The 23,740-nt window shown below is 70.7% G+C and carries 25 protein-coding genes and 2 tRNA genes; 8 read left to right on the top strand and 19 right to left on the bottom strand.

Translation table 11 applies throughout. The features are described from left to right. Positions 1-10: 10 nt before the first annotated feature. Together NQV15_RS06050 and NQV15_RS06045 are read left to right on the top strand one after the other, a co-directional pair. Positions 11-1,432, top strand: coding sequence for an amidase (locus tag NQV15_RS06050; RefSeq protein WP_232398801.1), 1,422 nt, complete (start codon positions 11-13; stop codon positions 1,430-1,432). Next, positions 1,429-1,953, top strand: a complete 525-nt coding sequence (locus NQV15_RS06045) for a GNAT family N-acetyltransferase (RefSeq protein WP_232398799.1) — start codon at positions 1,429-1,431, stop codon at positions 1,951-1,953. The genes NQV15_RS06050 and NQV15_RS06045 overlap by 4 nt, the downstream gene beginning before the upstream one ends. Here the strand turns inward: NQV15_RS06045 and NQV15_RS06040 are convergent. Then, entirely contained in the window at positions 1,950-2,906 is a 957-nt protein-coding gene (locus NQV15_RS06040) for a thiamine-phosphate kinase (RefSeq protein WP_232398797.1), read from the bottom strand. The genes NQV15_RS06045 and NQV15_RS06040 overlap by 4 nt on opposite strands. A gap of 88 nt (positions 2,907-2,994) precedes the next feature. On the opposite strand from NQV15_RS06040, the gene NQV15_RS06035 reads away from it, so the two are divergent. Then, on the top strand, positions 2,995-3,231 hold the full coding sequence (locus NQV15_RS06035; RefSeq protein WP_232398795.1) for an Lrp/AsnC family transcriptional regulator: 237 nt from the start codon (positions 2,995-2,997) through the stop codon (positions 3,229-3,231). Continuing rightward, positions 3,210-3,671, top strand: a complete 462-nt coding sequence (locus tag NQV15_RS06030; RefSeq protein WP_232398794.1) for a DUF3515 family protein — start codon at positions 3,210-3,212, stop codon at positions 3,669-3,671. The genes NQV15_RS06035 and NQV15_RS06030 overlap by 22 nt, the downstream gene beginning before the upstream one ends. A gap of 3 nt (positions 3,672-3,674) precedes the next feature. Here NQV15_RS06030 and NQV15_RS06025 read toward each other — a convergent pair whose 3' ends face one another. Next, on the bottom strand, positions 3,675-4,745 hold the full coding sequence (locus NQV15_RS06025; protein ID WP_232398792.1) for a D-alanine--D-alanine ligase family protein: 1,071 nt from the start codon (positions 4,743-4,745) through the stop codon (positions 3,675-3,677). Positions 4,746-4,781: 36 nt separating this feature from the next. Between NQV15_RS06025 and NQV15_RS06020 the strand changes: the two genes are divergently transcribed. After that, entirely contained in the window at positions 4,782-5,849 is a 1,068-nt protein-coding gene (locus NQV15_RS06020) for a trans-sulfuration enzyme family protein (RefSeq protein WP_232398790.1), read from the top strand. A gap of 19 nt (positions 5,850-5,868) precedes the next feature. Here NQV15_RS06020 and NQV15_RS06015 read toward each other — a convergent pair whose 3' ends face one another. The 4 genes from NQV15_RS06015 to leuC all read right to left on the bottom strand — a co-directional run bounded on the left by NQV15_RS06015 (position 5,869) and on the right by leuC (position 9,704). After that, positions 5,869-6,870, bottom strand: coding sequence for an NAD(P)H-dependent glycerol-3-phosphate dehydrogenase (locus tag NQV15_RS06015; protein ID WP_232398788.1), 1,002 nt, complete (start codon positions 6,868-6,870; stop codon positions 5,869-5,871). Beyond that, positions 6,871-7,608, bottom strand: coding sequence for a lysophospholipid acyltransferase family protein (locus tag NQV15_RS06010; RefSeq protein WP_232398787.1), 738 nt, complete (start codon positions 7,606-7,608; stop codon positions 6,871-6,873). A 72-nt stretch (positions 7,609-7,680) separates the two neighbouring features. After that, positions 7,681-8,280 carry a 3-isopropylmalate dehydratase small subunit gene (gene leuD / locus NQV15_RS06005; protein ID WP_232398786.1) on the bottom strand — a complete coding sequence of 200 codons (600 nt, stop codon included), beginning with the start codon at positions 8,278-8,280 and terminating at the stop codon, positions 7,681-7,683. A 2-nt stretch (positions 8,281-8,282) separates the two neighbouring features. Then, on the bottom strand, positions 8,283-9,704 hold the full coding sequence (gene leuC / locus NQV15_RS06000; RefSeq protein WP_232398784.1) for a 3-isopropylmalate dehydratase large subunit: 1,422 nt from the start codon (positions 9,702-9,704) through the stop codon (positions 8,283-8,285). A gap of 98 nt (positions 9,705-9,802) precedes the next feature. Here leuC and NQV15_RS05995 point away from each other — a divergent pair, with 98 nt between their 5' ends. Beyond that, positions 9,803-10,519, top strand: coding sequence for an IclR family transcriptional regulator (locus NQV15_RS05995; protein ID WP_232398782.1), 717 nt, complete (start codon positions 9,803-9,805; stop codon positions 10,517-10,519). 27 nt (positions 10,520-10,546) lie between these two features. Here NQV15_RS05995 and NQV15_RS05990 read toward each other — a convergent pair whose 3' ends face one another. The 6 genes from NQV15_RS05990 to NQV15_RS05965 all read right to left on the bottom strand — a co-directional run bounded on the left by NQV15_RS05990 (position 10,547) and on the right by NQV15_RS05965 (position 16,443). After that, a complete protein-coding gene (locus tag NQV15_RS05990) occupies positions 10,547-11,389 on the bottom strand; it encodes a hypothetical protein (protein ID WP_232398780.1) in 843 nt (280 codons plus the stop codon). Between the two features lie 113 nt (positions 11,390-11,502). Continuing rightward, complete coding sequence (locus NQV15_RS05985) at positions 11,503-11,994, bottom strand: Rho termination factor N-terminal domain-containing protein (RefSeq protein ID WP_232398778.1); 492 nt, start codon at positions 11,992-11,994, stop codon at positions 11,503-11,505. A gap of 72 nt (positions 11,995-12,066) precedes the next feature. After that, positions 12,067-12,531, bottom strand: coding sequence for a methylated-DNA--[protein]-cysteine S-methyltransferase (locus NQV15_RS05980; RefSeq protein ID WP_232398776.1), 465 nt, complete (start codon positions 12,529-12,531; stop codon positions 12,067-12,069). After that, a complete protein-coding gene (locus tag NQV15_RS05975) occupies positions 12,528-13,973 on the bottom strand; it encodes a DNA-3-methyladenine glycosylase 2 family protein (RefSeq protein ID WP_232398775.1) in 1,446 nt (481 codons plus the stop codon). The genes NQV15_RS05980 and NQV15_RS05975 overlap by 4 nt, the downstream gene beginning before the upstream one ends. A 29-nt stretch (positions 13,974-14,002) precedes the next feature. After that, positions 14,003-15,034, bottom strand: a complete 1,032-nt coding sequence (locus NQV15_RS05970; protein WP_232398773.1) for a cytochrome d ubiquinol oxidase subunit II — start codon at positions 15,032-15,034, stop codon at positions 14,003-14,005. Further along, entirely contained in the window at positions 15,031-16,443 is a 1,413-nt protein-coding gene (locus NQV15_RS05965) for a cytochrome ubiquinol oxidase subunit I (protein WP_232398771.1), read from the bottom strand. The genes NQV15_RS05970 and NQV15_RS05965 overlap by 4 nt, the downstream gene beginning before the upstream one ends. Positions 16,444-16,633: 190 nt before the next feature. Here NQV15_RS05965 and NQV15_RS05960 point away from each other — a divergent pair, with 190 nt between their 5' ends. Continuing rightward, on the top strand, positions 16,634-18,178 hold the full coding sequence (locus NQV15_RS05960) for an ArnT family glycosyltransferase (protein WP_232398769.1): 1,545 nt from the start codon (positions 16,634-16,636) through the stop codon (positions 18,176-18,178). 32 nt (positions 18,179-18,210) lie between these two features. Here the strand turns inward: NQV15_RS05960 and NQV15_RS05955 are convergent. The 5 genes from NQV15_RS05955 to NQV15_RS05935 form a co-directional block, all read right to left on the bottom strand. After that, positions 18,211-18,286, bottom strand: a tRNA-Glu gene (locus NQV15_RS05955). A 64-nt stretch (positions 18,287-18,350) separates the two neighbouring features. Further along, a tRNA-Gln gene (locus tag NQV15_RS05950) sits at positions 18,351-18,422 on the bottom strand. Between the two features lie 69 nt (positions 18,423-18,491). Continuing rightward, complete coding sequence (gene gltX / locus NQV15_RS05945) at positions 18,492-19,997, bottom strand: glutamate--tRNA ligase (RefSeq protein WP_232398766.1); 1,506 nt, start codon at positions 19,995-19,997, stop codon at positions 18,492-18,494. Beyond that, the gene (locus NQV15_RS05940; RefSeq protein WP_232398763.1) at positions 19,990-20,772 is read right to left on the bottom strand and encodes a fumarylacetoacetate hydrolase family protein; all 783 of its coding nucleotides are present in this window, start codon (positions 20,770-20,772) and stop codon (positions 19,990-19,992) included. Before NQV15_RS05940 ends, gltX begins: the two co-directional genes overlap by 8 nt. A 72-nt stretch (positions 20,773-20,844) precedes the next feature. Continuing rightward, positions 20,845-21,744, bottom strand: a complete 900-nt coding sequence (locus tag NQV15_RS05935) for an NAD(P)/FAD-dependent oxidoreductase (RefSeq protein WP_232398761.1) — start codon at positions 21,742-21,744, stop codon at positions 20,845-20,847. Between the two features lie 54 nt (positions 21,745-21,798). On the opposite strand from NQV15_RS05935, the gene NQV15_RS05930 reads away from it, so the two are divergent. After that, positions 21,799-22,227, top strand: coding sequence for a MerR family transcriptional regulator (locus tag NQV15_RS05930; protein ID WP_232398759.1), 429 nt, complete (start codon positions 21,799-21,801; stop codon positions 22,225-22,227). Here the strand turns inward: NQV15_RS05930 and NQV15_RS05925 are convergent. Both NQV15_RS05925 and recO read right to left on the bottom strand, forming a co-directional pair. Next, the gene (locus tag NQV15_RS05925; protein ID WP_232398757.1) at positions 22,212-22,976 is read right to left on the bottom strand and encodes an isoprenyl transferase; all 765 of its coding nucleotides are present in this window, start codon (positions 22,974-22,976) and stop codon (positions 22,212-22,214) included. The two genes, NQV15_RS05930 and NQV15_RS05925, sit on opposite strands and share 16 nt — an antisense overlap. Further along, positions 22,976-23,704 carry a DNA repair protein RecO gene (recO, locus tag NQV15_RS05920; protein WP_232398755.1) on the bottom strand — a complete coding sequence of 243 codons (729 nt, stop codon included), beginning with the start codon at positions 23,702-23,704 and terminating at the stop codon, positions 22,976-22,978. The genes NQV15_RS05925 and recO overlap by 1 nt, the downstream gene beginning before the upstream one ends. Positions 23,705-23,740 lie beyond the last annotated feature (36 nt).

The following is a 23,740-nucleotide window of genomic DNA, read 5'->3' as shown; positions in this document are numbered from 1 at the left end:
AGTCAGGCTCGTGATCAACGAGCCGACTCATCGCGTCCACGCCTTTTGTGATGACGCCCTCGGCGACCTCGACTCAGTCGGGGTCGCCGCTGCCGTTGCAGCCGGAGACATCAGCGCCCGCGAGGCGGCCCAGGCGGCCGTCGACCGGGCGGCTGTGGTCAACCCCACGCTCAACGCCATCCAGCACCCCGACTTCGATCGCGGGCTGGCCCGGTCCGACGGCCCGCTGTCCGGGATCCTCGCCGGGGTCCCCTCGTTCATCAAGGACAACACCGACGTCGCCGGGTTGCCGTCCGACCAGGGTTCGCTGGCGGTCCGGTCCCGCCCCGCCACGGCCGATCACCGGTTCACCGAGCAGTTCCGGTCCACCGGGCTGGGCGTGCTGGGCAAGACCACGATGCCTGAGTTCGGCTTCAACGCCTCCACGGAGTGGGAGACGCTCGCGCCGACCCGCAATCCGTGGCACACCGACTACTCCCCCGGCGGGTCGTCCGGCGGATCGGCGGCCCTCGTCGCGGCGGGCGTCGTGCCGATCGCGCACGGCAACGACGGCGGCGGATCGATCCGCATCCCGGCAGCAGCCTGCGGATTGGTCGGCCTGAAGCCGACCCGCGGCCGCGTCGTCCCGGCCGCCGAGTCCGCGACGTTGCCGGTGGACGTCGTCTCCAACGGCGTGCTCACCCGGACGGTCCGCGACACGGCGCACTTCATGGCCGGCACCCAGCAGTTCCTTCCCGCAGCGGGCATGAAGCCGCTCGGCCTCGTCGAGGGCCCGTCCGAGCGCCGCCTGCGCGTGGGCCTGGTGCTCGACTCCGTGACCGGGCCCACCGACGACGACGGCCGCCGGGCCGTCCTGGCGACGGTCGACCGGCTCACCGCGCTGGGCCACGACGTGACCGAGGTGCCCATCCCCGGGGACGCCGTCGCGTTCATGGGGGCGTTCACGCACTACTGGGCGCTGCTGGGGTTCAGCACGCAGCACTTCGGCAAGCGCGTCATGCACAGCCCCGACTTCGAGAAGGGAGCCACCGACCAGCTGACGCGGGGGCTCGCGCGGACGTTCTGGCGGCACGCGTGGCGCACGCCCGGGGCCATCCGCGTGCTCAAGCAGTCCGAGCAGAGCTATCGCGATGCGTTCACCGACATCGACGTCATCGTGTCGCCCACGCTGGGCTACGTCACGCCGAAGCTCGGGCACCTGAATCCGGCAGCCGGTTTCGAGGTCCACTTCGACCGGCTGATCCGGTACGCGGCGTTCACGCCCCTGAACAATGCGGCGGGTGGGCCGGCGATCTCGCTGCCGCTGGCGCAGACGGCCGACGGTCGTCCGGTCGGCGTGCACTTCTCGGCCGTCCACGGCAACGAGCAGACGCTGCTCGAGCTGGCCTACGAGCTGGAGGCCGACACCCCGTTCGCGCGCATCCAGGCGTGAGCGAGCGCACGCTGGTCCTGCGGCGGCTGGAGCTGCGCGACCAGGACGACGTCACGGCCGCCGTGGCCGAGATGGCCGCCGAGGGCGAGCACTGGTCGTACCGGTACCGCGGCGACCTGCCGTGGCCCGACTACGTCCGCCTGGTGCACGGCTGGGAGGACGGGATCGACCTGCCCGAGGACTTCGTCGCCCACGCCGAGCTCGTCGCGGAGGTCGACGGCGAGGTCGTCGGACGCTCCTCGATCCGCTGGGAGCTCAACGACTTCCTGCGCAGGCTCGGCGGCCACATCGGCTATGCCGTCCGGCCGGCGCACCGCCGTCAGGGGTACGCCACCGAGATCCTGCGGCAGTCGGTGCAGATCCTGCGCGACCGCGGCGTGCACCGGATCCTGGTGACCTGCGACGACGACAACCTCGCATCCGCACGGGTCATCGAGGCCAATGGCGGCGTGCTGGAGGCCGTCGTGCCGCACGACGACCCCGACGAGCCGCCTCGCCGCAGGTACTGGATCAGCGCCTAGCGGAAGTGCTGGTGGCCGGTCGGACCGTCGTAGACCTCGCCGTCGACGGTCACGCCGGCACCCTCTGCGACCTCACCGATGCGCGTCCAGCCCGGGGGCAGTCCGCCCTCGGCACCGAAGGTCGCGACCAGGGCGTACGAGTCGCCGCCGGCCAGCACGAAGTCGATGGCCCGGCGGCCCAGCGCCTCGCCGACGGTCGCGACGGCCTCGGGGATCACCAGCGCCGACGAGTCGATGTCGATCGCGACGCCGCTGGCGACGGCGATGTGTCCCAGGTCGGCGACCAGGCCGTCGCTGATGTCGGTCATGGCGGTGGCACCCGCGCGCGCGGCCTGTGGGCCGGCGGCGTACGGGGGGTGCGGCACCCGGTGGGCCTCCACGGCGGCCTTCGGGGAGCGGAATCCGCGGCTCAGCGTCGCGAAACCGGCAGCCGCCAGGCCGAGGTCGCCGTTGACGGCCACGACATCGCCCGCGACGGCACCGGACCGGCGCACCGGCCGCGGGGCGTCGCCCATCGCGGTGACGGCGATGATGATCGAGTCGGACGCCGTCACGTCGCCACCGACGATGTGGGCGCCGACGCGCCCGCACTCCTGCTCGAATCCGCGCACCATCTCCAGCGCCCACTCCACCGGCAGGTCGGCCGGGGCGCCGAAGCCCACGGTCAGGGCCGTCGCGACGCCGCCCATCGCGTTGATGTCCGACAGGTTGGACGCCGCGGCCTTGCGTCCGACGTCGTTCGCCGTGGACCAGTCGCGGCGGAAGTGCCGTCCCTCGACCAGCAGATCGGTCGACACGACATAGCTGCCGTCATTGGTCGAGATGTGCGCGGCGTCGTCACCCGAACCGATCAGGATGTGGCGGTTGTGGCCGATCTGCTCGCGTACCTGGTCGATGAGCCCGAACTCTCCGATGTCGCCGATCGTGGATCCGTTCGAGCCGTTGGCAGTCATGGGTCCATCTTCTCGCAGCCCCGGACGGGTCCGCCCGCGGGATCGGGTAGCGTGGCACAGTCCCGTCCGATCCAAAGGAGCACCTCGAATGGCCGTGCAGGCATACATCCTCGTCCAGACCGAGGTCGGCAAGGCCGCCGACGTCGCCCGGGCGATCAGCGCCATCGACGGTGTGACGCTCGCCGAGGACGTGACCGGACCGTACGACGTCATCGTGCGCGCCGAGGGCCCCGACATGGACCAGCTCGGCGCACTCGTCCTCTCGCAGATCCAGGGCGTCGGCGGCATCACCCGCACCCTGACGTGCCCGATCGTCCGCGTCTGACGGTGCGCAGGCTCCTGCCGCTCGCGATCCTCCTGGTCGCGGGGTGCAGCCCCGGATACACCGTCGACGCCTATCCGACCGAGCCCGGCACGGCGGTCGACTGCAAGGCGCTGTACGCCGACGCACCCCGGACCGTCGCCGGCGAGGACTCGATCCTGGTGAAGGACGACAACGCCGTGGCGTGGGGGGCTCCGGCGATCGTCATGCGCTGCGGGGTCGAGAAGCCGGACGCCTTGACGATCTCCTCACCGTGCTACCCCGTCGGGGACGTCGACTGGTTCGCCGAGACGACCGCCGACGGCTACCTGTTCACGACGATCGGCCGCTCGTTCTTCGTCAGCCTCGAGGTGCCCCGGGCGTACGACCCGGCCTCCGAGGCACTGGCCGATGTGGCCGGCACCATCAAGAAGCACGACCCCTCGGTCAAGCCCTGCGTGTAGGCCTCAGCGCAGGCCGGTCTCACGCTGCAGCGCCAGCTGGATGAGCCGCTCGACCAGCTCCGCGTAGCTCACGCCGCTGGCCTCCCACAGCACGGGGAACATCGAGTACGGCGTGAAGCCGGGCAGCGTGTTGATCTCGTTGATGACCAGCCCGTCCTCGGTCCAGAAGAAGTCGACCCGCGCCAGGCCCTCGCAGCCGACGGCCTCGAAGGCCTGCACCGCGTACGCCCGGATGCGCTCGCTGAGGGTGACCGAGATATCGGCGGGGACGACGTTGCTGCTCGTCCCGTCGAGGTACTTGGCCTCGAAGTCGTAGAACTCGTGGCTGGACTCCTGCGCGACGGTGATCTCGCCCACGACGCTGGCGACCGGCTTGCCGTCCAGGCCCTGGATGACGGCGCACTCCAGCTCGCGCTTGCCGCGCGCGGCCGCCTCGACGATGACCTTGGGGTCGAAGTCGCGCGCCTTCAGGACGGCCCCGTCGAGCTCCTCCCACGTGTCGACCATCATGACGCCCGAGCTCGACCCGGCGCGGGCGGGCTTGACGAACACCGGCAGGCCGAGGGCGTGAACGCGCGCCTCGACCCGCTCGCGCTCCTGCTTCCACTCCCACGGGCGGATCGTCACGTACGGGAGCTGCGGCAGCCCGGCGGCGGAGAAGACGGTCTTGGTGAAGGGCTTGTCCATGCTCACGGCGCTGGCCAGCACGCCGGCTCCCACGTAGCGGACGTCGGCCATCTCCAGCAGGCCCTGCAGGGTGCCGTCCTCGCCCCACGGCCCGTGCAGCAGGGGGAAGACGACGTCGAACTCGCGCAGGCGCTCCCAGGCGAAGCCCGGCAGGTCGTCGCGGACCGACGGGAGCGTCCCGGCCTCCAGGTCGTCCCACTGGGCGGTCTCCTCGACCCAGGCTCCGTCGCGGGTGATGCCGACGGGCTGGACGTCGTAGCGATCTGCGTCGATCGCGGCCAGCACCTCCCGCGCGGTCAGGCACGACACACCGTGCTCACTGGATCGTCCGCCGAAGATCACGGCGAGGCGGGGCTTGACGGACGAGGAAGTGGTGACCGGGCTCATTGCCAAGAACCTTATCGTTCTGTGCACAATGGATCGATGCATGGACCCGAACTGTCGCCCTCGACCATCGCCGTCGCCGCAGGCCGTCCCGCGCGCGTCCCCGGCGGGCCGCTGAACGCCCCGATCACCTTGGCCAGCGCCCTCGTCCCCGGAGGTGGGTCGGAGTACGGCCGGCAGGGAAATCCCACGTGGGACTCGTTCGAGACGGTGCTCGGCGCGCTCGAGGGTGGGCGCGCGCTGGCGTTCTCGTCGGGGGTCGCGGCCTCGGCGGCGCTGTTCGACCTGGTGCCGATCGGCGCTGCCGTCGTGGCACCCCGCCACGCGTACTACGGGACGATCGCCCAGCTCGTCGAGCGCGATCGCCGCGGGCAGGTCCAGCTGCGGCTGGTCGACATCGACGACACCGCGCAGGTCATCGCGGCGTGCGAGGGCGCCGCCCTGGTGTGGATCGAGTCACCGACGAACCCGTCCCTGGAGATCGCCGATATCGAGGTCATCGCCCGCGCCGCCACCCAGGCCGGGGCCGCGGTCGCGGTCGACAACACCTTCGCCACTCCCCTGCGCCAGAAGCCACTCGACCTGGGCGCCGACTTCGTCGTGCACTCCGCCTCCAAGCTGCTGGCCGGGCACAGCGACCTGATCCTGGGCGCGGTGGTGACCAATGACGACCGGGCGTTCCGCGCGATCGAGAAGCGGCGCACCGTGCTCGGGGCCATTCCCGGTGCGATGGAGACCTGGCTGGCTGCGCGCGGGATCCGCACGCTGCACGTGCGCCTGGACCGGGCGGAGGCCAATGCCAAGGAGCTGCACCGCCGGCTGTCGGCCTCTCCCCGCATCTCGCACAGCCGTTATCCCGGATTCGGCACGATCATCGCCTTCGAGGTCGTCGCGGGCCCCGCCGCAGCGCAGAAGATGACCGAGCAGAGCGACATCATCACGTACGCCACCAGCCTCGGCGGCGTCGAGTCGACGTGGGAGCGGCGGCGCCGTCACCCCGGCGAGCCGACGAGCGTCCCGGAGGGCCTCATCCGCCTGTCGGTCGGCATCGAGGACGTCGAGGACCTCTGGCTCGACATCCAGAACGTCCTCGCCGCCGTCGCGTAGCCCCCGGCCGCGGCCGGCGTCAGACGGTCTCGGGCTTGGCCGTCCGCGAGATGAGCCGGCGCACCAGCTCGTCGGGGGTCAGCTCGCCGGCCACGAGTGCCGTGACGTGCTCGACGATCGGCATCTCGACGCCATTGGCCTTGGCCAGCTCGCTGACCGAGCGGCACGACTTGACGCCCTCGGCGACCTGCCGGGTCTGCGCGGTCACCTCCTCGACGCTCATGCCCTCGCCGAGCTTCTCGCCGAACGTCCGGTTGCGTGACAGCGGCGACGAGCAGGTGGCGACCAGGTCGCCCATGCCCGCCAGGCCCATGAACGTGACCGGGTCGGCGCCGATCGCCGCGCCGAGGCGCGCGGTCTCGGCCAGTCCGCGGGTGATGACCGATGCCTTGGTGTTGTCGCCGAAGCCGAGCCCGACGCACACGCCGACCGCCAGGCCGATGATGTTCTTGGCCGTGCCGGCGAGCTCGCACCCGATGACGTCGGTCATCGAGTAGGGACGGAACGCCGCCGAGTGGCACAGCTTCTGCAGCCGCTCGGCGACCGCTTGATCGGCGCACGCCACGACGCTGGCGGCAGGCTCGCGATTGGCGATCTCCCGGGCCAGGTTCGGGCCGGACACGACCGCGATGCGCTCAGGACCGGCGCCGGTCATCTCGGCGATGACCTCGCTCATGCGCAGGTGCGTGCCCAGCTCGATGCCCTTCATGAGGCTGACCATGACGGCGTCGGCCGGGATGTGCTCGCTCCACGCCTCGAGGTTGGACCGCAGCTGCTGGGACGGCACCGCCAGCACCACGACCTCGGCATCGGCCAGCGCCTCGGCAGGATCGGGCGTCGCAGAGATGGCCGCGGGCAGCTCGATACCGGGCAGGTAGTCGGAATTCTCGTGCTTGGCGTTGATCATGTCGCAGACCTCGGGGCGGCGGCCCCACAGGCGAACGTCGTTGCCGGCGTCGGCCAGCACGAGCGCGAAGGCAGTTCCCCAGGAGCCCGCACCCATCACCGCAATCTGCGCCATTCACTGATCCGATCGTCTGTAGTTGGTCTTTGGCCTGCCCAAGGTATGCACATCGATGCGTGGTGTCGAGGGCAGTTCTGCGCGCACCTGGGCCATCATCGCAGTCAGGCCGTCCATGAGCCGATCGGTGGCCTCGTGCAGCACCTGCTCGGTCAGCTCGCGGCCGGCGAGGTCGGACAGGTCGAGCGGTTCGCCGACGCGCACGTGGATCGTCTTGCGGGGAAAGAACCGCGGGCGCTTGGTGTACGGCCACAGGATCTCCTGCGGCCCCCACTGCATGACCGGGACGAGGGGGCACCCGGTGGCCAGGGCGACCCGCACGGCTCCCGTGCGTCCGCTCATCGGCCACGCCGCCGGGTCACGGGTGATGGTGCCCTCGGGGTAGATCGTGACGACACTTCCCGCCTCGACGGCTGCGATCGCGGCGCGCAGCGACTCGGCGGCACCCTCGGAGCTGCGGTAGACCGGGATCTGCTGGGCGCTGCGCAGGATCCTGCCCGCGACGGGCAGGCTCATCAACGTGTCCTTGACCAGGAACCGGGGCGGGATGCCCTGGTCGACCATGAAGTGCGAGATCAGGAACGGGTCGAGGTGCGAGAGGTGATTGGGGGCCAGGACGAAGCCACCCTCGGGGAGACGTTCCTGGCCCTGCCAGTCGCGCTTGGTGATCACCATCAGCACCGGCCGGAGGAACAGCACGATGATGCGCAGTGTCCTCGGGAAGGGGCGTCGTTGCATGGGCCTGAGCCTAGACCGTGACGGCGTGTCCACCGGCGCTGACGCGTGGGTGACCCACGCGTCAGCGTCGGGTCAGAGCGTGACGGGCTTGAAGCTGGGGCGGCTCGCCTCGTAGGAGACGATGTCCTCCTCGTGGCTGAGCGTGATGCCCACGTCGTCCAGGCCCTCCAGCAGGCGCCAGCGCGTGTAGTCGTCGATCGTGAACGTGTCCTCGATCGCGTCGACACCCTCACCGGCCTTGACGGTGCGGCTCACCAGGTCGAGCGTGACGGTGGCGCCCGGGTTGGCGTCCAGGTGCTCCCACAGCCGCTGGACGATCTTCTCGTCCACCTGCGCGGCGAGCAGGCCCGACTTGCCCGAGTTGCCCCGGAAGATGTCGCCGAAGCGCGGCGAGATGACGGCCTTGAAGCCGAAGTTCTGCAGCGCCCAGACCGCGTGCTCACGCGACGAGCCGGTGCCGAAGTCCGGACCGGCCACCAGGACTGTGGCCTGGCGATAGGCCGGCTGGTTCAGGACGAACTCCGGATCGCGGCGCCATCCCTCGAACAGGCCGTCCTCGAAACCGTCCCGCGTGACCTTCTTGAGCCAGTGCGCGGGGATGATCTGGTCGGTGTCGACGTTGCTGCGGCGCAGCGGTGCGGCCACGCCGGTGTGGGTTGAGAACTTCTCCATGGTCAGGCTCCTGCCTTCTCGAGCTCGGCGACGTCGGCGGGCCCGGCCAGGTGGCCGAGGATGCCGGTCGCGATGGCGACCTCGGGCGAGACGAGGTGCGTGCGCCCGCCCTTGCCCTGGCGTCCCTCGAAGTTGCGGTTGGACGTGGACGCGCTGCGCTCGCCCGGTGCGAGCTGGTCGGGGTTCATGCCCAGGCACATCGAGCAGCCCGCTCCGCGCCACTCGGCCCCGGCGTCCTTGAAGATCACGTCGAGGCCCTCCTGCTCGGCCTCGAGGCGGACGCGCACGGATCCCGGGACGACCAGGACGCGCGTGTTCTCGGCGACCCGGTGACCCTTGATCAGGTCCGCTGCGACCCGCAGGTCCTCGATGCGTCCGTTGGTGCACGAGCCGATGAAGATCGTGTCGACCGCGATGTCCTTCATCGGCGTCCCGGCCTCAAGCCCCATGTAGCGCAGGGCGTTCTCGGCGGCCGTGCGCTCGTTGGGATCCTCGAACGAGGCCGGATCGGGGACGTTGCCCGACAGAGGGACGCCCTGGCCCGGGTTGGTGCCCCACGTGACGAAGGGTGTCACCTGGCTGGCGTCGATGCGGATGATCTTGTCGAAGTGCGCGTCGTCGTCGGTGACCAGGCTGTCCCAGTGCGCGACGGCGGCGTCCCAGTCGGCGCCGGTCGGCGCGGACGGGCGACCCTTGAGGTAGTCGTACGTCGTCTGGTCCGGCGCGATGAGTCCGGCCTTGGCGCCCCACTCGATCGACATGTTGCAGATCGTCATGCGCGCTTCCATCGACAGCTTGCGGATCGCCTCACCGCGGTACTCCACGATGTAGCCCTGGCCGCCGCCGGTGGTCTCCTGCGTGATGAGCGCCAGGATCAGGTCCTTGGCGGATGTGCCGGCCGGCAGCTCACCATCGACCTCGACGGCCATCATCTTGGGGCGCGCCTGCGACAGCGACTGCGTCGCCAGGACGTGCTCGACCTCCGAGGTGCCGATGCCGAAGGCGATCGAGCCGAAGGCGCCGTGGGTCGCGGTGTGCGAGTCGCCGCACACGATCGTCATGCCCGGCTGCGTGAGTCCCAGCTGCGGGCCGACGACGTGCACGATGCCCTGCTCGACATCGCCCATCGGGTGCAGGCGGACGCCGAACTCCGCGCAGTTGCGGCGCAGCGTCTCGACCTGCGTGCGGGACACGATGTCGGCGATCGGCTTGTCCAGGTCCGTCGTCGGGATGTTGTGGTCCTCGGTCGCCAGCGTCAGGTCGGGGCGGCGCACCGAGCGGCCGGCCAGACGGAGGCCGTCGAACGCCTGCGGGCTGGTGACCTCGTGAATGAGGTGGAGATCGATGTAGAGCAGGTCCGGCTCGCCCTCGTGCGAACGGATGACATGCTCGTCCCAGACCTTCTCGGCAAGAGTCTTGCCCATTGGTGCTCTCCTCATCTCCTGCATCAGCAGGAACTGGTCTTGCAGGACGCCCGGATTCCCGGCTTGCGTCTCACAATGCGATACGGCAGTATCAAGTCATGGACAACTCTAGCGGAGTCGGCGTTCTCGACAAAGCGGCTCTGGTACTGGCAGCCCTCGAACCGGGTCCGGCCACGCTGGCCGGTCTGGTGGCGAGCACCGGTCTGGCCCGCCCGACCGCTCACCGCCTCGCGGTCGCGCTCGAACATCATCGGCTCGTCGCCCGCGACATGCAAGGACGCTTCATCCTCGGCCCGCGCCTGGGTGAGCTCGCCGCCGCTGCCGGCGAGGACCGCCTGCTGGCGGCCGCCGGCCCCGTCCTGGCGCGACTGCGCGACATCACCGGCGAGTCGGCCCAGCTGTTCCGCCGCCAGGGCGACTTCCGGGTGTGCGTCGCCGCCGCCGATCGTCCGACCGGCCTGCGCGACTCGATCCCCGTCGGCGGCCAGCTCACGATGGCGGCCGGCTCGGCCGCACAGGTGCTGCTCGCGTGGGAGGACCCCGAGCGGATGAACAAGGGGCTGCTCAAGGCGACGTTCTCCGCCGCGGAGCTGTCGGCGGTCCGCCGCCGCGGCTGGGCGCAGAGCGTCGGCGAGCGCGAGACCGGCGTGGGCTCGGTGTCGGCGCCCGTCCGCGCCCCCTCCGGCAAGGTCGTCGCGGCCGTGTCGGTGTCCGGGCCGCTGGAGCGCCTGACCCGTCAGCCCGGCCGTATGCACGCCCCCGCCGTGGTGGCGGCCGCCGAGCGGCTCTCCCAGAGCCTGCGCCGCAGCAGCTGACCCGGGACGTCATCCCGCGCGTGGTGTCTACGCCTCGCGCGAGATGACGTCCTGCGGGTCGGCCCAGCCGTCGACCTCGAGCACGACACGGAACTGCACCCAGCGCGCGTCGAGGAAGAACGTTCCTGCCTTGGTCCTGCGGACCACCTGACGATCGGGCACCGGCAGGCCGCGACGCCGGCACTCCCGGACGAGATCGAGCTCGCCCATCGATTGAGAGCCGCCCATCGCATCGAGCACGAAGCGCTCGATGAGCTTGCGCCGGCGGTCGCGCCGCACCTTCAGCAGCTCACGGCCGATCTGCTCGGCCGGGGCCAGCCGCTGCTGCACCGTCATGGCGACGAGCATCGCCGCCTGCCGGTCGCTGCGTGCCCAGAGCGCCGCCCGGACGACCGCCACCTCCGGACGCACGCGGGGTGGGCCGCTCCCCTCCCACCGGTCCGATGGCTCGAGCCGACGGGTCTGGCGCACGTCGATCGCCCGGGAGCGGTGAACCTTCGCGCCGCGAGGCACCGAGACGCGGATCCGGTCGACCGTGAACCCGGTGAGTCCGGACGCGATCAGGGCACTGGCGCCGTCGAGCAGGCTGCGCGTCCCGCCCTCGAACGTCGCCGCCCACAGCAGGCCGCGCTGCTCGAGGGGGCCGGTGTGGATCGCCACGGTCTGCCGCCAGTGGGCACGCCAGCGACCGGCCAGCACCTCCGCACGAGTGCGCCACCGCGGGACCCCCAGATCCCCCAGCTGACGCCGCGACACCACCCCACCCTGCTCCCGCGCCAACGACAGGACCGGGCGCAGGACGTCATCCCGCTCGAGCCGCCTGCGGCTCGGGCGGGATGACGTCCACTGGTTGGGGGGCCGCGATGTCATGGCTCCACCGTGGTCCGGGTAACGGGCCGCCGTCGAGTCGCTCATCCACACCCCCCGGGACGTCATCCCGCACGTGGCGCTGGGAGCGCGCCCGGGATGACGTCCGGTGGTTGCTAGGACAGGGCGGCGATCAGATCGTCCTTGCGCATGCGGGAGTAGCCCGCGATGCCCCGCTCACGCGCGACCGCCCGCAGCTGCGCGACGGTGAGGTCGGCAGTGGGCGTCTCCGCCGCCGGGACGACGTCCGTGGCGGGAGCGACCTCCTCCGCAGGTGCGATGTCCTCCGCGGGGACGACGTCCTCGTGCTCCACGAGCGCCTCGCGGACGCGCTTGGACTTGGTGACCTTCGCGGTGCCCTCCGCCCCGACCTTCTTGGCCTTGCTGACGGCTCCGGAGCGCGCCTTCTTCAGCTCGGTCTTGAGCCGGTCGGTCTTCTTCTCCAGCTTGCGGGCCTGCTTCTCCAGCGAGACCACGGTCCCCTTGAGCTTCTTGATCCTGGCCCGCGCGGCCGCGAGCTCGGTCTCGAGCGCAGACGACTTCTTGTCCGCCTTCGACGCCTTCGACGCCTTCGGGCGCTTGATCTTGCTGGACGAGCTCTTGGCCATGGTTCTCCTCGGGACGTGGCAACGGTGTGCCCCGATCGTGCCACCTCCGCGGTGTGCGTGCGTGGCGTTGCCCTAGAAGAGGCCCGGTTGCTCCAGCTCGAGCAGGATCTTCTTGCGCTCCACTCCCCCGGCGTAGCCGGTCAACGTGCCGTCGGCGCCGACGACGCGGTGGCACGGCACGAGAATCGGGATCCGGTTGGCGCCATTGGCCGCGCCCACCGCCCGCGAGATACCGGGCTCGTACCCCAGCCGCCGCGCGATGTCTCCGTAGCTGGCGGTCTGCCCGTACGGGATGCGCAGCAGCTCCGACCAGACCTTCTTCTGGAACTCGGTGCCCTCGCTGGCCAGTGGGAGGTCGAACTCCGTGCGCTCTCCCGCGAAGTACTCGGCGAGCTGTTGCTCGGCACGATCGAGCAGCGCCTCGGGCACCTGGCTCCCCCGCGGCTGCTGCGCGCCGAAGTCGATCGCGGTGACGAGTCCGGCCGCCGCGTGGATCCGCAGGCCGCCGATCGGTGAGTCCATCCATCGGGTGTTCATGCGGGGATCCTCTCGACGGCGGCGGACGCCCGCCACAGGTGCATGCCGGCGTACGAGCGCCACGGACGCCAGCGCTCGGTGTCGTCGGCGGTGATGCCGCGGCGTTCCAGCTCGCGGCGCAGCACCAGGTCGGTGGTCAGCAGGATGTCGGGATCACCCAGACCCCGCATGACCACGTAGTCGGCGGTCCACGGGCCGATGCCGCGCATCGCCAGCAGCTGCTCGCGCACGGCCGCACGATCGGCTCCCGGATGCAGGTCGAGCTTCCCGTCGGCGACCGCCTGCGCGAGCCCGATGATGGTGCGGGCCCGGGCGTGTGGCATCCCCATCGCGGTCGGGTCGGCATCGGCGAACGCCTCCGGCTCGGGAAAGGCGTGGGTCAGCCCATGATCGGCCGCCAACGCGAAGTCCACCGGCGTCCCGCGGGCCGGGACGTGCCGGCCCAGGACGGTGTTGGCACCCGCGACCGAGACCTGCTGGCCGACGACCGTGCGCACCGCGAGCTCGAATCCGTCCACGTGCGACGGCACCCGCAGGCCCGGCTCGGCCGCCACCAGGTCGGCCAGCGCCGGATCGGCACCCAGCACCGTGTCGATCGCGACCGGATCGGCGTCGAGGTCCAGCAGTCGCCGCGCGCGTCCGATCGCGACGGCGGTGTCGCGCAGATCGGCCAGCTCGAGCTCGCACACGACGCCGGTGTCGTCCAGGGTCAGCGCCATGACACCCAGGCCGTGCGGCAGCCGGAGCACCCGTGCGTAGGTCGCCCCCGTGACCGCCTCAACCCCCGGCAGGACGTGGGCCGCCAGGAAGTCGAGCAGCGCCCCGGCGTGGAAGGGCTGTCGGACCGCGAGCCGCACCGTGACACGTCCGGTCACGGTGCCCCGACGCCTGCCCCGCATCTGGGTGGGTGTGAGGGCGTACGCCTGGCGGACCGAGGCATTGAACTGACGGATCGAGGCGAAGCCCGCTGCGAAGGCGATGTCGGACATCGGCAGGTCAGTGGTCTCGATCAGCACCCGGGCGGTGTGGGCCCGGTTGCTGCGCGCCAGCGCCAGCGGGCCCGCGCCGAGCTCCTGCGCGAGCAGGCGGGTCACGTGGCGCGAGCTGTAACCCAGGCGGCTCGACAGACCCTCGACCCCCTCACGCTCGACGACGCCGTCGCCGATGAGCTGCATCGCCCGGCCGACGGCGTCTGCGCGCACGTCCCACTCCGGCGAGCCCGGCGTCGTGTCCGGACGGCAGCGGCGGCACGCGCGGTATCCGGCCTCCTGCGCGGACGCGGCGGTCGCGTGGAAGGTGACGTGCTCCGGCTTCGGGGTGAGGGCCGGACACGACGGCCGGCAATAGATGCCCGTGCTCGAGACGGCCGTGTAGAAGACACCGTCGAATCGTCTGTCGCGCGACTGGACCGCGCGGTAGCAGCGTTCGTGATCGGTGTGCATGCCTCCATGATGCCCCGATGCCCCGACGGTCACTGGCGGGATTCGGACCTCGCGGTGACAGTCTCGGTCTCTGTGTCGGCCTGCTGCGCGAGGTAGAACAGATAGGCCAGCGGCGGCACGACGATCACCGCCGCCAGCCCCACCACGACCAGGAGCCCGACCAGGGTGGCGTCCACGCCCGCGCCGTCCTCGATGCGCACCTGGTCCACCAGGAGCCATGGGTACTGCGCGACGCCCCACCCGGTGATCACCGATCCGACGGCCACGACCGCCGTGACCCGGCCGGCCCGGTACCGGCGGGTGATCAGGCAGCCGAGCGTGGCCGCGCCGGCCAGGCCCGACACGACGATCAGCGGGGCGGCCCTGTGCTCGAGCCCGTGGGCCAATGTCGTGGCGTCGCGGTGGATGGGCACCAGGGCCGCGAACACGACGCCGCCGGTCACCACGCCCACCAGCGTCGTCCGCAGGCGCAGCGTCTCGGCGAGCTTCGGCAGGTCGGAGCGATCGGCATCGGCGGTCAGGAACACGCCCGCGAGGAAGGCGCACGTCCCCACCGCGATGACACCGCCCAGCACCGAGGTCGGGTTGAGCCAGGACGACCACAGGTCGCCGCGGCGGTCGATGGGCACCCGTCCCGATGCGATGGCCCCGGCCACGGCACCGAGGAAGAACGGGGTGATGAGGGAGGAGCCGGCGAAGATCGTGCCGTACAGGCGGGCCTGCCCCATCGTGGGGGCGTACTTGCGGAAGGCGAAGGCAGCACCGCGCAGGACGATGCCCAGCAAGGCCAGCAGCATGGGGATGATCAGGGTGTTCATCGCCGCGGCGAAGGACTCCGGGAAGCCTGTCCACCACATCACCAGGATGTAGATCAGCCAGACGTGATTGGCCTCCCAGACCGGCCCGATGCTGTGATCGACCAGGGTCCGCAGCTGGGCGCCCTTGCGGGCTCCCCCAGCGGTGAGGTCGAAGAATCCCGAGCCGAAGTCCGCGCCGCCGAACAGCGCGTAGGCGATCACCCCGACGAACAGCGCGGCCGCCACCGCGTCCGCCAGGGTCATGACGACCGCCTCGAATCCGATGCGTCCGCCCGAAGGGGCTCGGGCTCGGGACCGTAAGGGCTGGGCAGGTCCTCCTCGCCGGCGCGCCATCTGCTCGCCATCGAGCGCAGGACGATCACCGCTCCCACCGTCAGGCCCGTGTACAGGATGGCCGTGGCCACGAGCAGCACCCACAGATCGGGGTTGTCCCCGGCCGCGTCGCGGGTGCGCAGGACGTTGTACACGACCCAGGGCTGGCGGCCCACCTCTGTCGCGACCCACCCGGCCTCGAGCGCCACGACCGCCAGCGGCCCGGCGATGACGGCGAACCGCAGCACCCACGTGTTCTGCGAGAGATCGTGACCGCGCCAGCGCCACAGCCAGTAGATCAGCACGGCCACCATCAGCAGGGTCCCGATGCCGACCATCCCCTGGAAGGCGAGGTGGGTGATGTTGACCGGTGGGCGATCCTCCGGCGGGATGGTGTTGAGGCCCTCGACCGGCTTGGTCAAGGAGTTGCGGGCGATGATCGAACCGATGCGCGGGATGTCGATGTAGAAGCGCGGCTCGCCGTCGATCAACACGCCGCCGAGCCGCAGCGGAGACGGCGACTCGGTCTCGAGCGCGAGCTCGAAGGCGGCCAGCTTGGCCGGCTGCCGGTCGGCGATCCGCAGCCCCAGCAGGTGACCCACGAATGGCTGCAGCACGGCGGCCACCGACGCGAACACCAGCGGGATCGTCAAGCCCAGCCGGTGATGACGGTCGCGGCGGCCCTTCAGCATCCCGGCGGCGTAGACACCTGCCACGACGAAGCCGACGACCATGTACGCCGCGACCCACATGTGTGCGAACTGCAGCACCGATCCCTTGTTGAGCAGCACCGCCCACGGCTTGATGTCCACGACGTTGCCGTTCTCCATCCGAAAGCCGACCGGCATGTTCATCCACGCATTCACCGCGATGACGCAGTACGTGCCGAAGATCCCTGCACCGGTGATGGGCACGAGCATCAGCAGGTGCTGCTTGGCCGGGATGCGTCCCCACCCGTAGAGGTACAGGCCCAGGAAGATCGCCTCGGTGAAGAACGCCAGCCCCTCGAAGGCGAACGGCAGCCCCAGCACGTCGCCGAACGGCCCCATCAGGCCGGGCCACAGCAGCCCCATCTCGAAGCTCAGCACCGTGCCCGACACCGCACCGATCGCGAAGAGCACCGCCGCGACCTTGCCCCAGCGCTTCGCCAGTCCCAGCGCCACGTCGTCATTGCGGTACACGCCGCGCCAGTGGGCGACGAGGATCATCGCCGGGAACGCCACGCCGAACGCGGCCAGCACGATGTGCCAGCCGAGGGAGAGCGCCATCTGCTCGCGGGCCGGCAGCAGCCCGGCGGGGTCGTTGCCGGCGAGGGTCTGAACCGCTTCTGCGAGAACCATCTGCCGGGCGTACCCGCCGTCCGGCGGTTGAGACACGGCCCGGAAGAACGCGGTTCCAATTGAGGTCCAACGTCCCCCAGCACGGGGTCCTGGAGCCCTTCGTCACGCCGCCGGCGCCGTCTAAGAAAGGAGATTCAGCCCGCGCCGCTCCCGGCCAGTCAGGGCGTCCCGCGAACGAAGAGGTCGACACGTGTCCCACGCCGAGCCGGTCGCACCGGCAGCCGGGGGCACGGCGAGGGCGTCATGGCGGTCGCACCACGTCGTGGAGTGGACGGCGGTGATCGTCGCGCTGGCGCTGCGCCTGCCGTTCGTCGCGATACCCGCCGGCCCTGACGAGGCCGGCTTCCTGCAGGTCGCCGGCCAGTGGTCGCCGGGCGGCGGATCGCTCTACGGAAGCTACTGGGTCGACCGGCCGCCCCTGCTGATCACCCTCTTCCAGATCGCCGACTCCACCGGCGGCCTGGTCGCACTGCGACTGATCGGCTGCGTCGCGGTCGCCGCCACCATCGTCCTGAGCGCGCGCGCCGCCGGGATCGTGGCCGGTCCCCGTGCGTCCGCCTGGACTGCGATCACGACGGCGGCGCTGCTGGTGGCGCCGGGACTCGGCACCCAGGAGATCAGCGGGGAGCTGCTGGCGGCGCCCTTCGTCGCCGGCGGGCTGCTTGCCCTGGTGCAGGCTGAGCGAGCCCGTGACCCGCGATGGCCGTCCTTCGTCGGCGGGGTCGCAGGCACGTGCGCGGTGCTGGTCAAGCAGAACCTGGTGGACGTGGCAGTCTTCGCCACCGTGCTGGTCGTCGCGATGCGGTGGTTCGGTCGACGCGACCGCTCGGCCCGGCCGCAGGTGCGCATCGGGTACCTGGTCGCCGGTGTGGTCACCACGGTGGTGATCGCGTCGGTGTGGGTGCTGGCCCGGGGCACGTCCCCCCTGGACGTCTTCCATGCGATGTACGCCTTCCGCGTCCAGGCAGCGCGGACCATCTCCGAAGGCGGCGGCTTGGCCCACGCCAGGCCTCGTGCGGCCTTGCTGGCCTGGGCCTGGGTGAGCAGCGGGCTGGCCCTCCTCACCGTCGCAGTTGCCGTGACGGCACCTCGGTGGCGGCGCAGCCCGGTCATGGTCGCGCTGGCCGCGACCATCGCCTTCGATGCGGTCTCCGTTGCTGCGGGCGGTGCCTACTGGTTCCACTACCTGATCCAGATGATCGTCCCCTTGGCCGTGGCCATCGGTGTGCTCGCGGCCCGGACCAGCCGTGTCGCGACCGGCGCGGCGCTGACCGCGTTCGTGCTCGCCGGCGCCCCGGCCGTCCTCCAGGTCTCCGACGTCCCCTCCAGCTCAACCGGCGAGCAGATCGGGACGGCGATCGCCGCCTCCAGCCGGCCCGGGGACACGCTCACGACGCTGTACGGCCAGCCCCAGGTCAACCTGGCCGCCGGGCTCGCATCGCCCTACCCCCACCTGTGGAGCCTGCCGGTCAAGACTCTCGATCCTCGCCTGACCGAGCTCGACTCCCTGCTCGCGGGCCCCGACGCACCCACCTGGCTCCTCGTCACGGACCGGATCAGGTCGTGGGGGCTGGACACGTCCCGCACCCGCCGGCTCATCGCGGCCCGGTACCACCGGGTCGCCAGGCACAACGGCCACACGATCTTCCTGCTGGACGGGGTCCGGCGCCCTCCCCCGGTGATCGGTGGCGCCGAGACCGCGCCCCGGAGGGACGGAAAGCAGAAGACCCCCTGACCTGCGTTTCCGCAGGTCAGGGGGTCTTTCCGTGGTAGCCCCGACGGGATTCGAACCCGCGCTACCGCCTTGAGAGGGCGACGTGCTAGGCCGCTACACAACGGGGCCACGGTGGTCTTTCGACCTGAGCAACCCTACCAAACGCTTCCCGGAGGAGGTTTAGCGGGTCTCGCTGGGATACTAGGACTCGAACCTAGAATGGCGGTACCAGAAACCGCTGTGTTGCCAATTACACCATATCCCACCGGCCTCGGACGTTGTCCGAACCGAGACCAAACATTACCTGACGGCCCCCCGACGCCTCAAACCGGGTTCAGCCCAGCGCCGCATCCAGCCTCGCGAGGGTCTTGCGATGACCCAGCAGCTCGAGCGACTCGAACAGCGGCGGAGAGATCCGACTTCCCGTCACCGCAACGCGAACCGGCCCGAATGCCAGTCGCGGCTTGAGCCCGAGGCCGTCGATGAGGGAAGCGCGCAGCGCCCCCTCGATCGTCCCGGTGGTCCACTCGGTCTTCTCCGGGATCTCCCCGAGGGCCGCACGAGCCGTCCGGACGACCTCCAGACCCGCGGCGTCCAGATTCTTGGCTGCGTCCGCCTCGTCGACCGCGAAGTCCTCATCGCTGACGAACAGGAACCGCAGCATGTCGACCGCCTCGGTGAGCAACGTCATACGCTCGTGCACCAGCGGCGTCGCGGCGGCGAGCAGACCGATCTGGCTGACCGTCGGCGTCGGGTCGATCAGGCCGGCGTCCTGGAAGTACGGCACGAGGCGGTCGCGCAGCTCCTCCTCGCCCAGCAGGCGGACGTGCGAGCCGTTGATCGCCTCGGCCTTCTTGATGTCGAACCGGGCCGGGTTGGGGTTGACCCGCCCGATCTCGAAGGCCTCCACCATCTCGGGGATGGTGAACACGTCGCGGTCGTCCGCGATCGACCAGCCGAGCAGGGCCATGTAGTTCAGCAGTCCCTCGGGCAGGAAGCCCTTCGGCTTGTAGTCCAGGAGGTTGGACTCCGGATCGCGCTTGGACAGCTTGCGGTTGCCCTCGCCCATGACGAACGGCAGGTGGCCGAACTCCGGGGTGAAGCCGCCGCCGATGCCGATCTCGGCGAATGCCTCGTACAGGGCGATCTGACGGGGGGTCGAGCTCAGCAGGTCCTCGCCGCGCAGCACGTGCGTGATGCCCATCATGGCGTCGTCGGTGGGGTTGGTCAGCGTGTAGAGGGGCTGACCGTTGGCCCGCACCAGCACGTAGTCCTGGACGTTCTCGGACCCGAACGTGATCTCGCCACGGACCAGGTCGGTGAACGTGTAGTCCTTGTCGGGCATCTTGAAGCGGATGACCGGCTTGCGTCCCTCGGCCTCGTACGCGGCGATCTGCTCGGGCGTCAGGTCGCGGTGCAGGCCGTCGTAGCCACTGGGCTTGCCGGCGGCCCGGGCGGCGTTGCGGCGGGCCTCGAGCTCCTCGGCGGTGTCGTACGCCTTGTAGGCATATCCCGCCTCGAGCAGCTGCTGGGCGACATCGGCGTAGATGTCCATCCGCTCGGACTGCCGGTACGGTCCGTTGGGGCCGCCGACCTCCGGCCCTTCGTCCCAGTCCAGGCCCAGCCAGTGCATGACTTCGACCAGGAGCTGGTAGGACTCCTCGTTGTCGCGCGAGGTGTCGGTGTCCTCGATGCGGAAGACGAACCGTCCGCCGTGGTGCCGCGCGAAGGCCCAGCTGAACAGGGCCGTGCGCGCCATGCCGACGTGCGGGTTGCCCGTCGGGGACGGGCAGAAGCGGGCGACGACCGGACGGGTCGGCGTCGTGGAGATGTCAGTCATTGCGGGAGACCACCGTGTTCGTGAGAGTTCCGAGGCCTTCGACGGTCACGCTGACCTCGTCGCCGACCTGCATGGGTCCGACACCATCAGGGGTGCCGGTGAGGATGACGTCGCCGGGCAGCAGCGTCATGAAGGATGAGACGTACGCGATGACGTCAGGGACGGTGAAGACCATGTCGGACGTGCGACCGTCCTGCTTCAGCTCGCCGCCGAGCTCGGTCGTGACGCGGACGTCCGACGGGTCGAAGTCGGTCTCGATCCACGGGCCGAGCGGGCAGAACGTGTCGAAGCCCTTGGCGCGCGCCCACTGGCCGTCCTTGGCCTGCAGGTCACGCGCGGTCACGTCGTTGGCGACGGTGTACCCGAAGATCACCTTGGCGGCGTCCTCGGCCGGCACGTCACGGCAGATGCGGCCGATGACGACCGCCAGCTCGCCCTCGAAGTGCACGTTGCTGCTCTGCTCGGGGTAGAAGATCGGCTCGCCGGGCCCGATGACGCTGGTGTTGGGCTTGAGGAAGATCAGCGGCTCCTCGGGGACCTCGCCCCCCATCTCGGCCGCGTGCTTGGCGTAGTTCTTGCCCACGCACACGACCTTGCTGCGCGGGATGACCGGCGCGAGCAGGCGCACGTCCGCGAGCGGGATCTTCTGCCCGCTGAGGTTGAGCCCCGCATAGAGGGGGTCACCGTTCAGCACAGCGATGGTGGGGACGCCGTTGTCGTCCCCGATGACACCGAAACGGGGATCGTCGTCCCCGGCAAACCTGGCAATACGCATAGGACATCAGCCTATCGCTGTTCCGAGCCGCGTCTGTCGCCGGAAGACGACCTCGGCCCGGGGTCGCGTCCGTCAACCGCGGTGGGCCAGGTCCATGTGACACATCGCCGCGGCCACGAGCCCCGCGGAGATCGCTCCGGCGACCGACGGCATCGGTCCGGGCAGGGCCGAGGTGTGCGCGAGGTCGCCGGCGGCGAAGACGCCGGGCAGGCTCGTGCGTCCCGTCACGTCGATCTCGACGCATCCGGACGGCAGGAGGGCCAGGCCCAGCTGCTCCGCGAACGGCGCGGACTGCGCGATCTGCGTCTCCACGAACATGCCGCCGACCTCCAGGGGCTCGGCGTCCACGAGACGCACCCGCAGGCCCCCCTCGACCCGGTCGACCTGCTCGACCTTCTCCGGGCGGACCGCGACGCCCAGCTGCGCGAGCGCGTCCGTGACCTCCGGCTCCGGGACCACGCCGTCGGCGAGCACGACCAGCTCTCCCCCGACGCCGGCCAGGAGGGCGGCGAGGTGGGCGCTCTGCGCTCCGGCACCGAGCAGGGCCACGCGTTCCTGCGCCAGCTCATGACCGTGGCAGAACGGGCAGGACGCGATCTCGCGCCCCCACGCCTCGGCGACGCCGCGGACGTCCGGGAGCGTGTCACGCACACCCGTTGCCAGGACGATCGTGCGGCTGGACACGGTCTCGTCGCCGAGGACGACCTCGAAGCCGTCCTCGACCTGGCGGACGGCGTCGGCGGCGGTGTCGCGGATCTCGACCGTGGCGTAGGCAGCGATGTCCTTGCGGGCCAGCAGCCGCAGGTCTGCGGGGTCGCGGCCGTCGTGCGTGATGAAGTTCTGCATGTGCTCGACGGTGCCGTTGCGGTAGTGCCCGGAGTCGAGCAGCAGCACCGAGCGGTGCATCCGGCCGAGCGTGAGGGCGGCCTGCAGGCCTGCGGGCCCCCCGCCGATGACGATGGTGTCGAACATGGTGGATCTCCTTCGTGACTTGATTGGATCTCCAGCATGTGAGTTCATGTCGACATGAAGTCAAGTCTGCGATCCATCGGCGACACCGCGGCCCAGTTCGGGCTGGCGACGCACGTGCTGCGGCACTGGGAGGACGCCGGACTGCTGGCCCCCGGGCGCGACAGTGCCGGCCGGCGGCTGTTCGGTGACGACGACCTCGTCCGCATCGCGGTGATCCTGCGCAGCAAGGCCGCCGGGATGAGCCTGCAGCAGATCGCGGTGCTGCTGTCGGACGATCACGGGCGGGAGCGGCATACCGTCCTGCAGGAGCACATCGCGGACCTGGATCGTCGGATGGCCGAGATGACGCTGTCGCGGGCGATGGCCGTCCACGCCTTCGAGTGCGAGGCGCACGACCTGACCAGGTGCCCCGGCTTCCGGGCCACGATCGCGGACGTCCTCGCGGGCACCGCTCCCTGGCCGGCGGGTCAGGCGCTGCCGTAGCGGCGGTTGCGGGCCGCGTACTCCTCGATCGCGGCCCACAGGGCACGGCGGTCGACATCGGGCCAGGCGATGTCGGAGAACACCATCTCGGCGTACGCCGACTGCCACAGCAGGAAGTTGCTGGTGCGCTGCTCCCCGGACGTGCGCCAGAACAGGTCGACGTCCTCCATGTCGGGCTCGTCGAGATAGCGGGCGAACACCTTCTCGTCGATCTTGTCGGGGTTGACGCGTCCGGCCGCGACGTCACGGGCCAGGGCGGCGGCGGCGTCCGCGATCTCGGCACGTCCGCCGTAGTTGACGCACATCGTCAGTGTCAGGACGTCGTTGTCGCGGGTCAGCTCCTCGGCGGTCTCGAGCTCCTTGATGACGCTGCGCCACAGCCGGGGACGTCGGCCGGCCCAACGGACCCGAACCCCCAGCTCGTGCATCTCGTCGCGGCGCCGACGGATGACGTCGCGGTTGAAGCCCATCAGGAAGCGCACCTCGTCGGGCGAGCGCTTCCAGTTCTCGGTCGAGAAGGCGTACGCCGAGATGGCCTTGACCCCGATCTCGATGGCGCCCTCGACGACGTCGAACAGCGCCGCCTCGCCCATCTCGTGGCCGGCGGTGCGCGGCAGGCCACGCTGCTTGGCCCAGCGGCCGTTGCCGTCCATGACGATCGCGACGTGGCGCGGGACCTGCTCGATCGCGATGGCAGGCGGTGTCGCCCCGGAGGCGTGCGGGACCGGGCGTCGTACGGTGCGCTTCATCAACGATCCACGTGGGTCAGGGAGCGCAGTCCGCGCTCGAGGTGCCAGGACAGGTAGGCGCTGATGATGCTGCTGGCCTCGCGGCGCGAGCGCTCGTCGGACGTCGCGACGCTGGCCCAGTTGCCGCTGAGCAGACCGGCCAGCAGAGTCACCGTGAACGGCGACGGCGCGGCCGATCCGGCGACCCGGCAGTCGTCGCACAGCATGCCGCCGGAGGCGGCGTGGAAGTTGCGGTGCGGCCCCTCCAGGCCGCAGCGGGCGCAGCCGTCGAACGTGGGGGCATATCCGGCGATCGACAGGGCCCGCAGCTGGTAGGAGTCCAGGATCAGGCCGGGCGTCATGCGGCCCTCGGTCAGCGCCCGCAACGCGCCGACCAGCAGCTGGAACTGGGCGACGGCCGGCTCGCCGTCCTCCTGCACGAGCCGCTCGGCGGTCTCGAGCATCGCGGTGCCAGCGGTGTAGGCCGCGTAGTCGAGCCCGAGGTCCTTGGCGAAGGCGTTGACCGTCTCGGCCTGCGTGATGATGTCGAGCGAGCGGCCTTCGGCCAGCTGCAGGTCGACGTGCATGAACGGCTCGAGCCGGCCACCGAAGCGCGAGGTGGTCTTGCGGACGCCCTTGCCCACCGCGCGCACGATGCCGCGTTGGCGGGTCAGCAGCGTGATGATGCGATCGGCTTCACCCAGCTTGTGGACCCGCAGCACGATGCCGGTGTCGCGGTAGAGACTCACCCGTCCATTGTGCCGTGCGGGGGTGACGTTTCACCC

It is taken from the genome of Aeromicrobium wangtongii (assembly GCF_024584515.1).
Taxonomy (GTDB): Bacteria; Actinomycetota; Actinomycetes; order Propionibacteriales; family Nocardioidaceae; genus Aeromicrobium; species Aeromicrobium wangtongii.
This window is presented reverse-complemented; position numbering and strand designations above follow the sequence as displayed.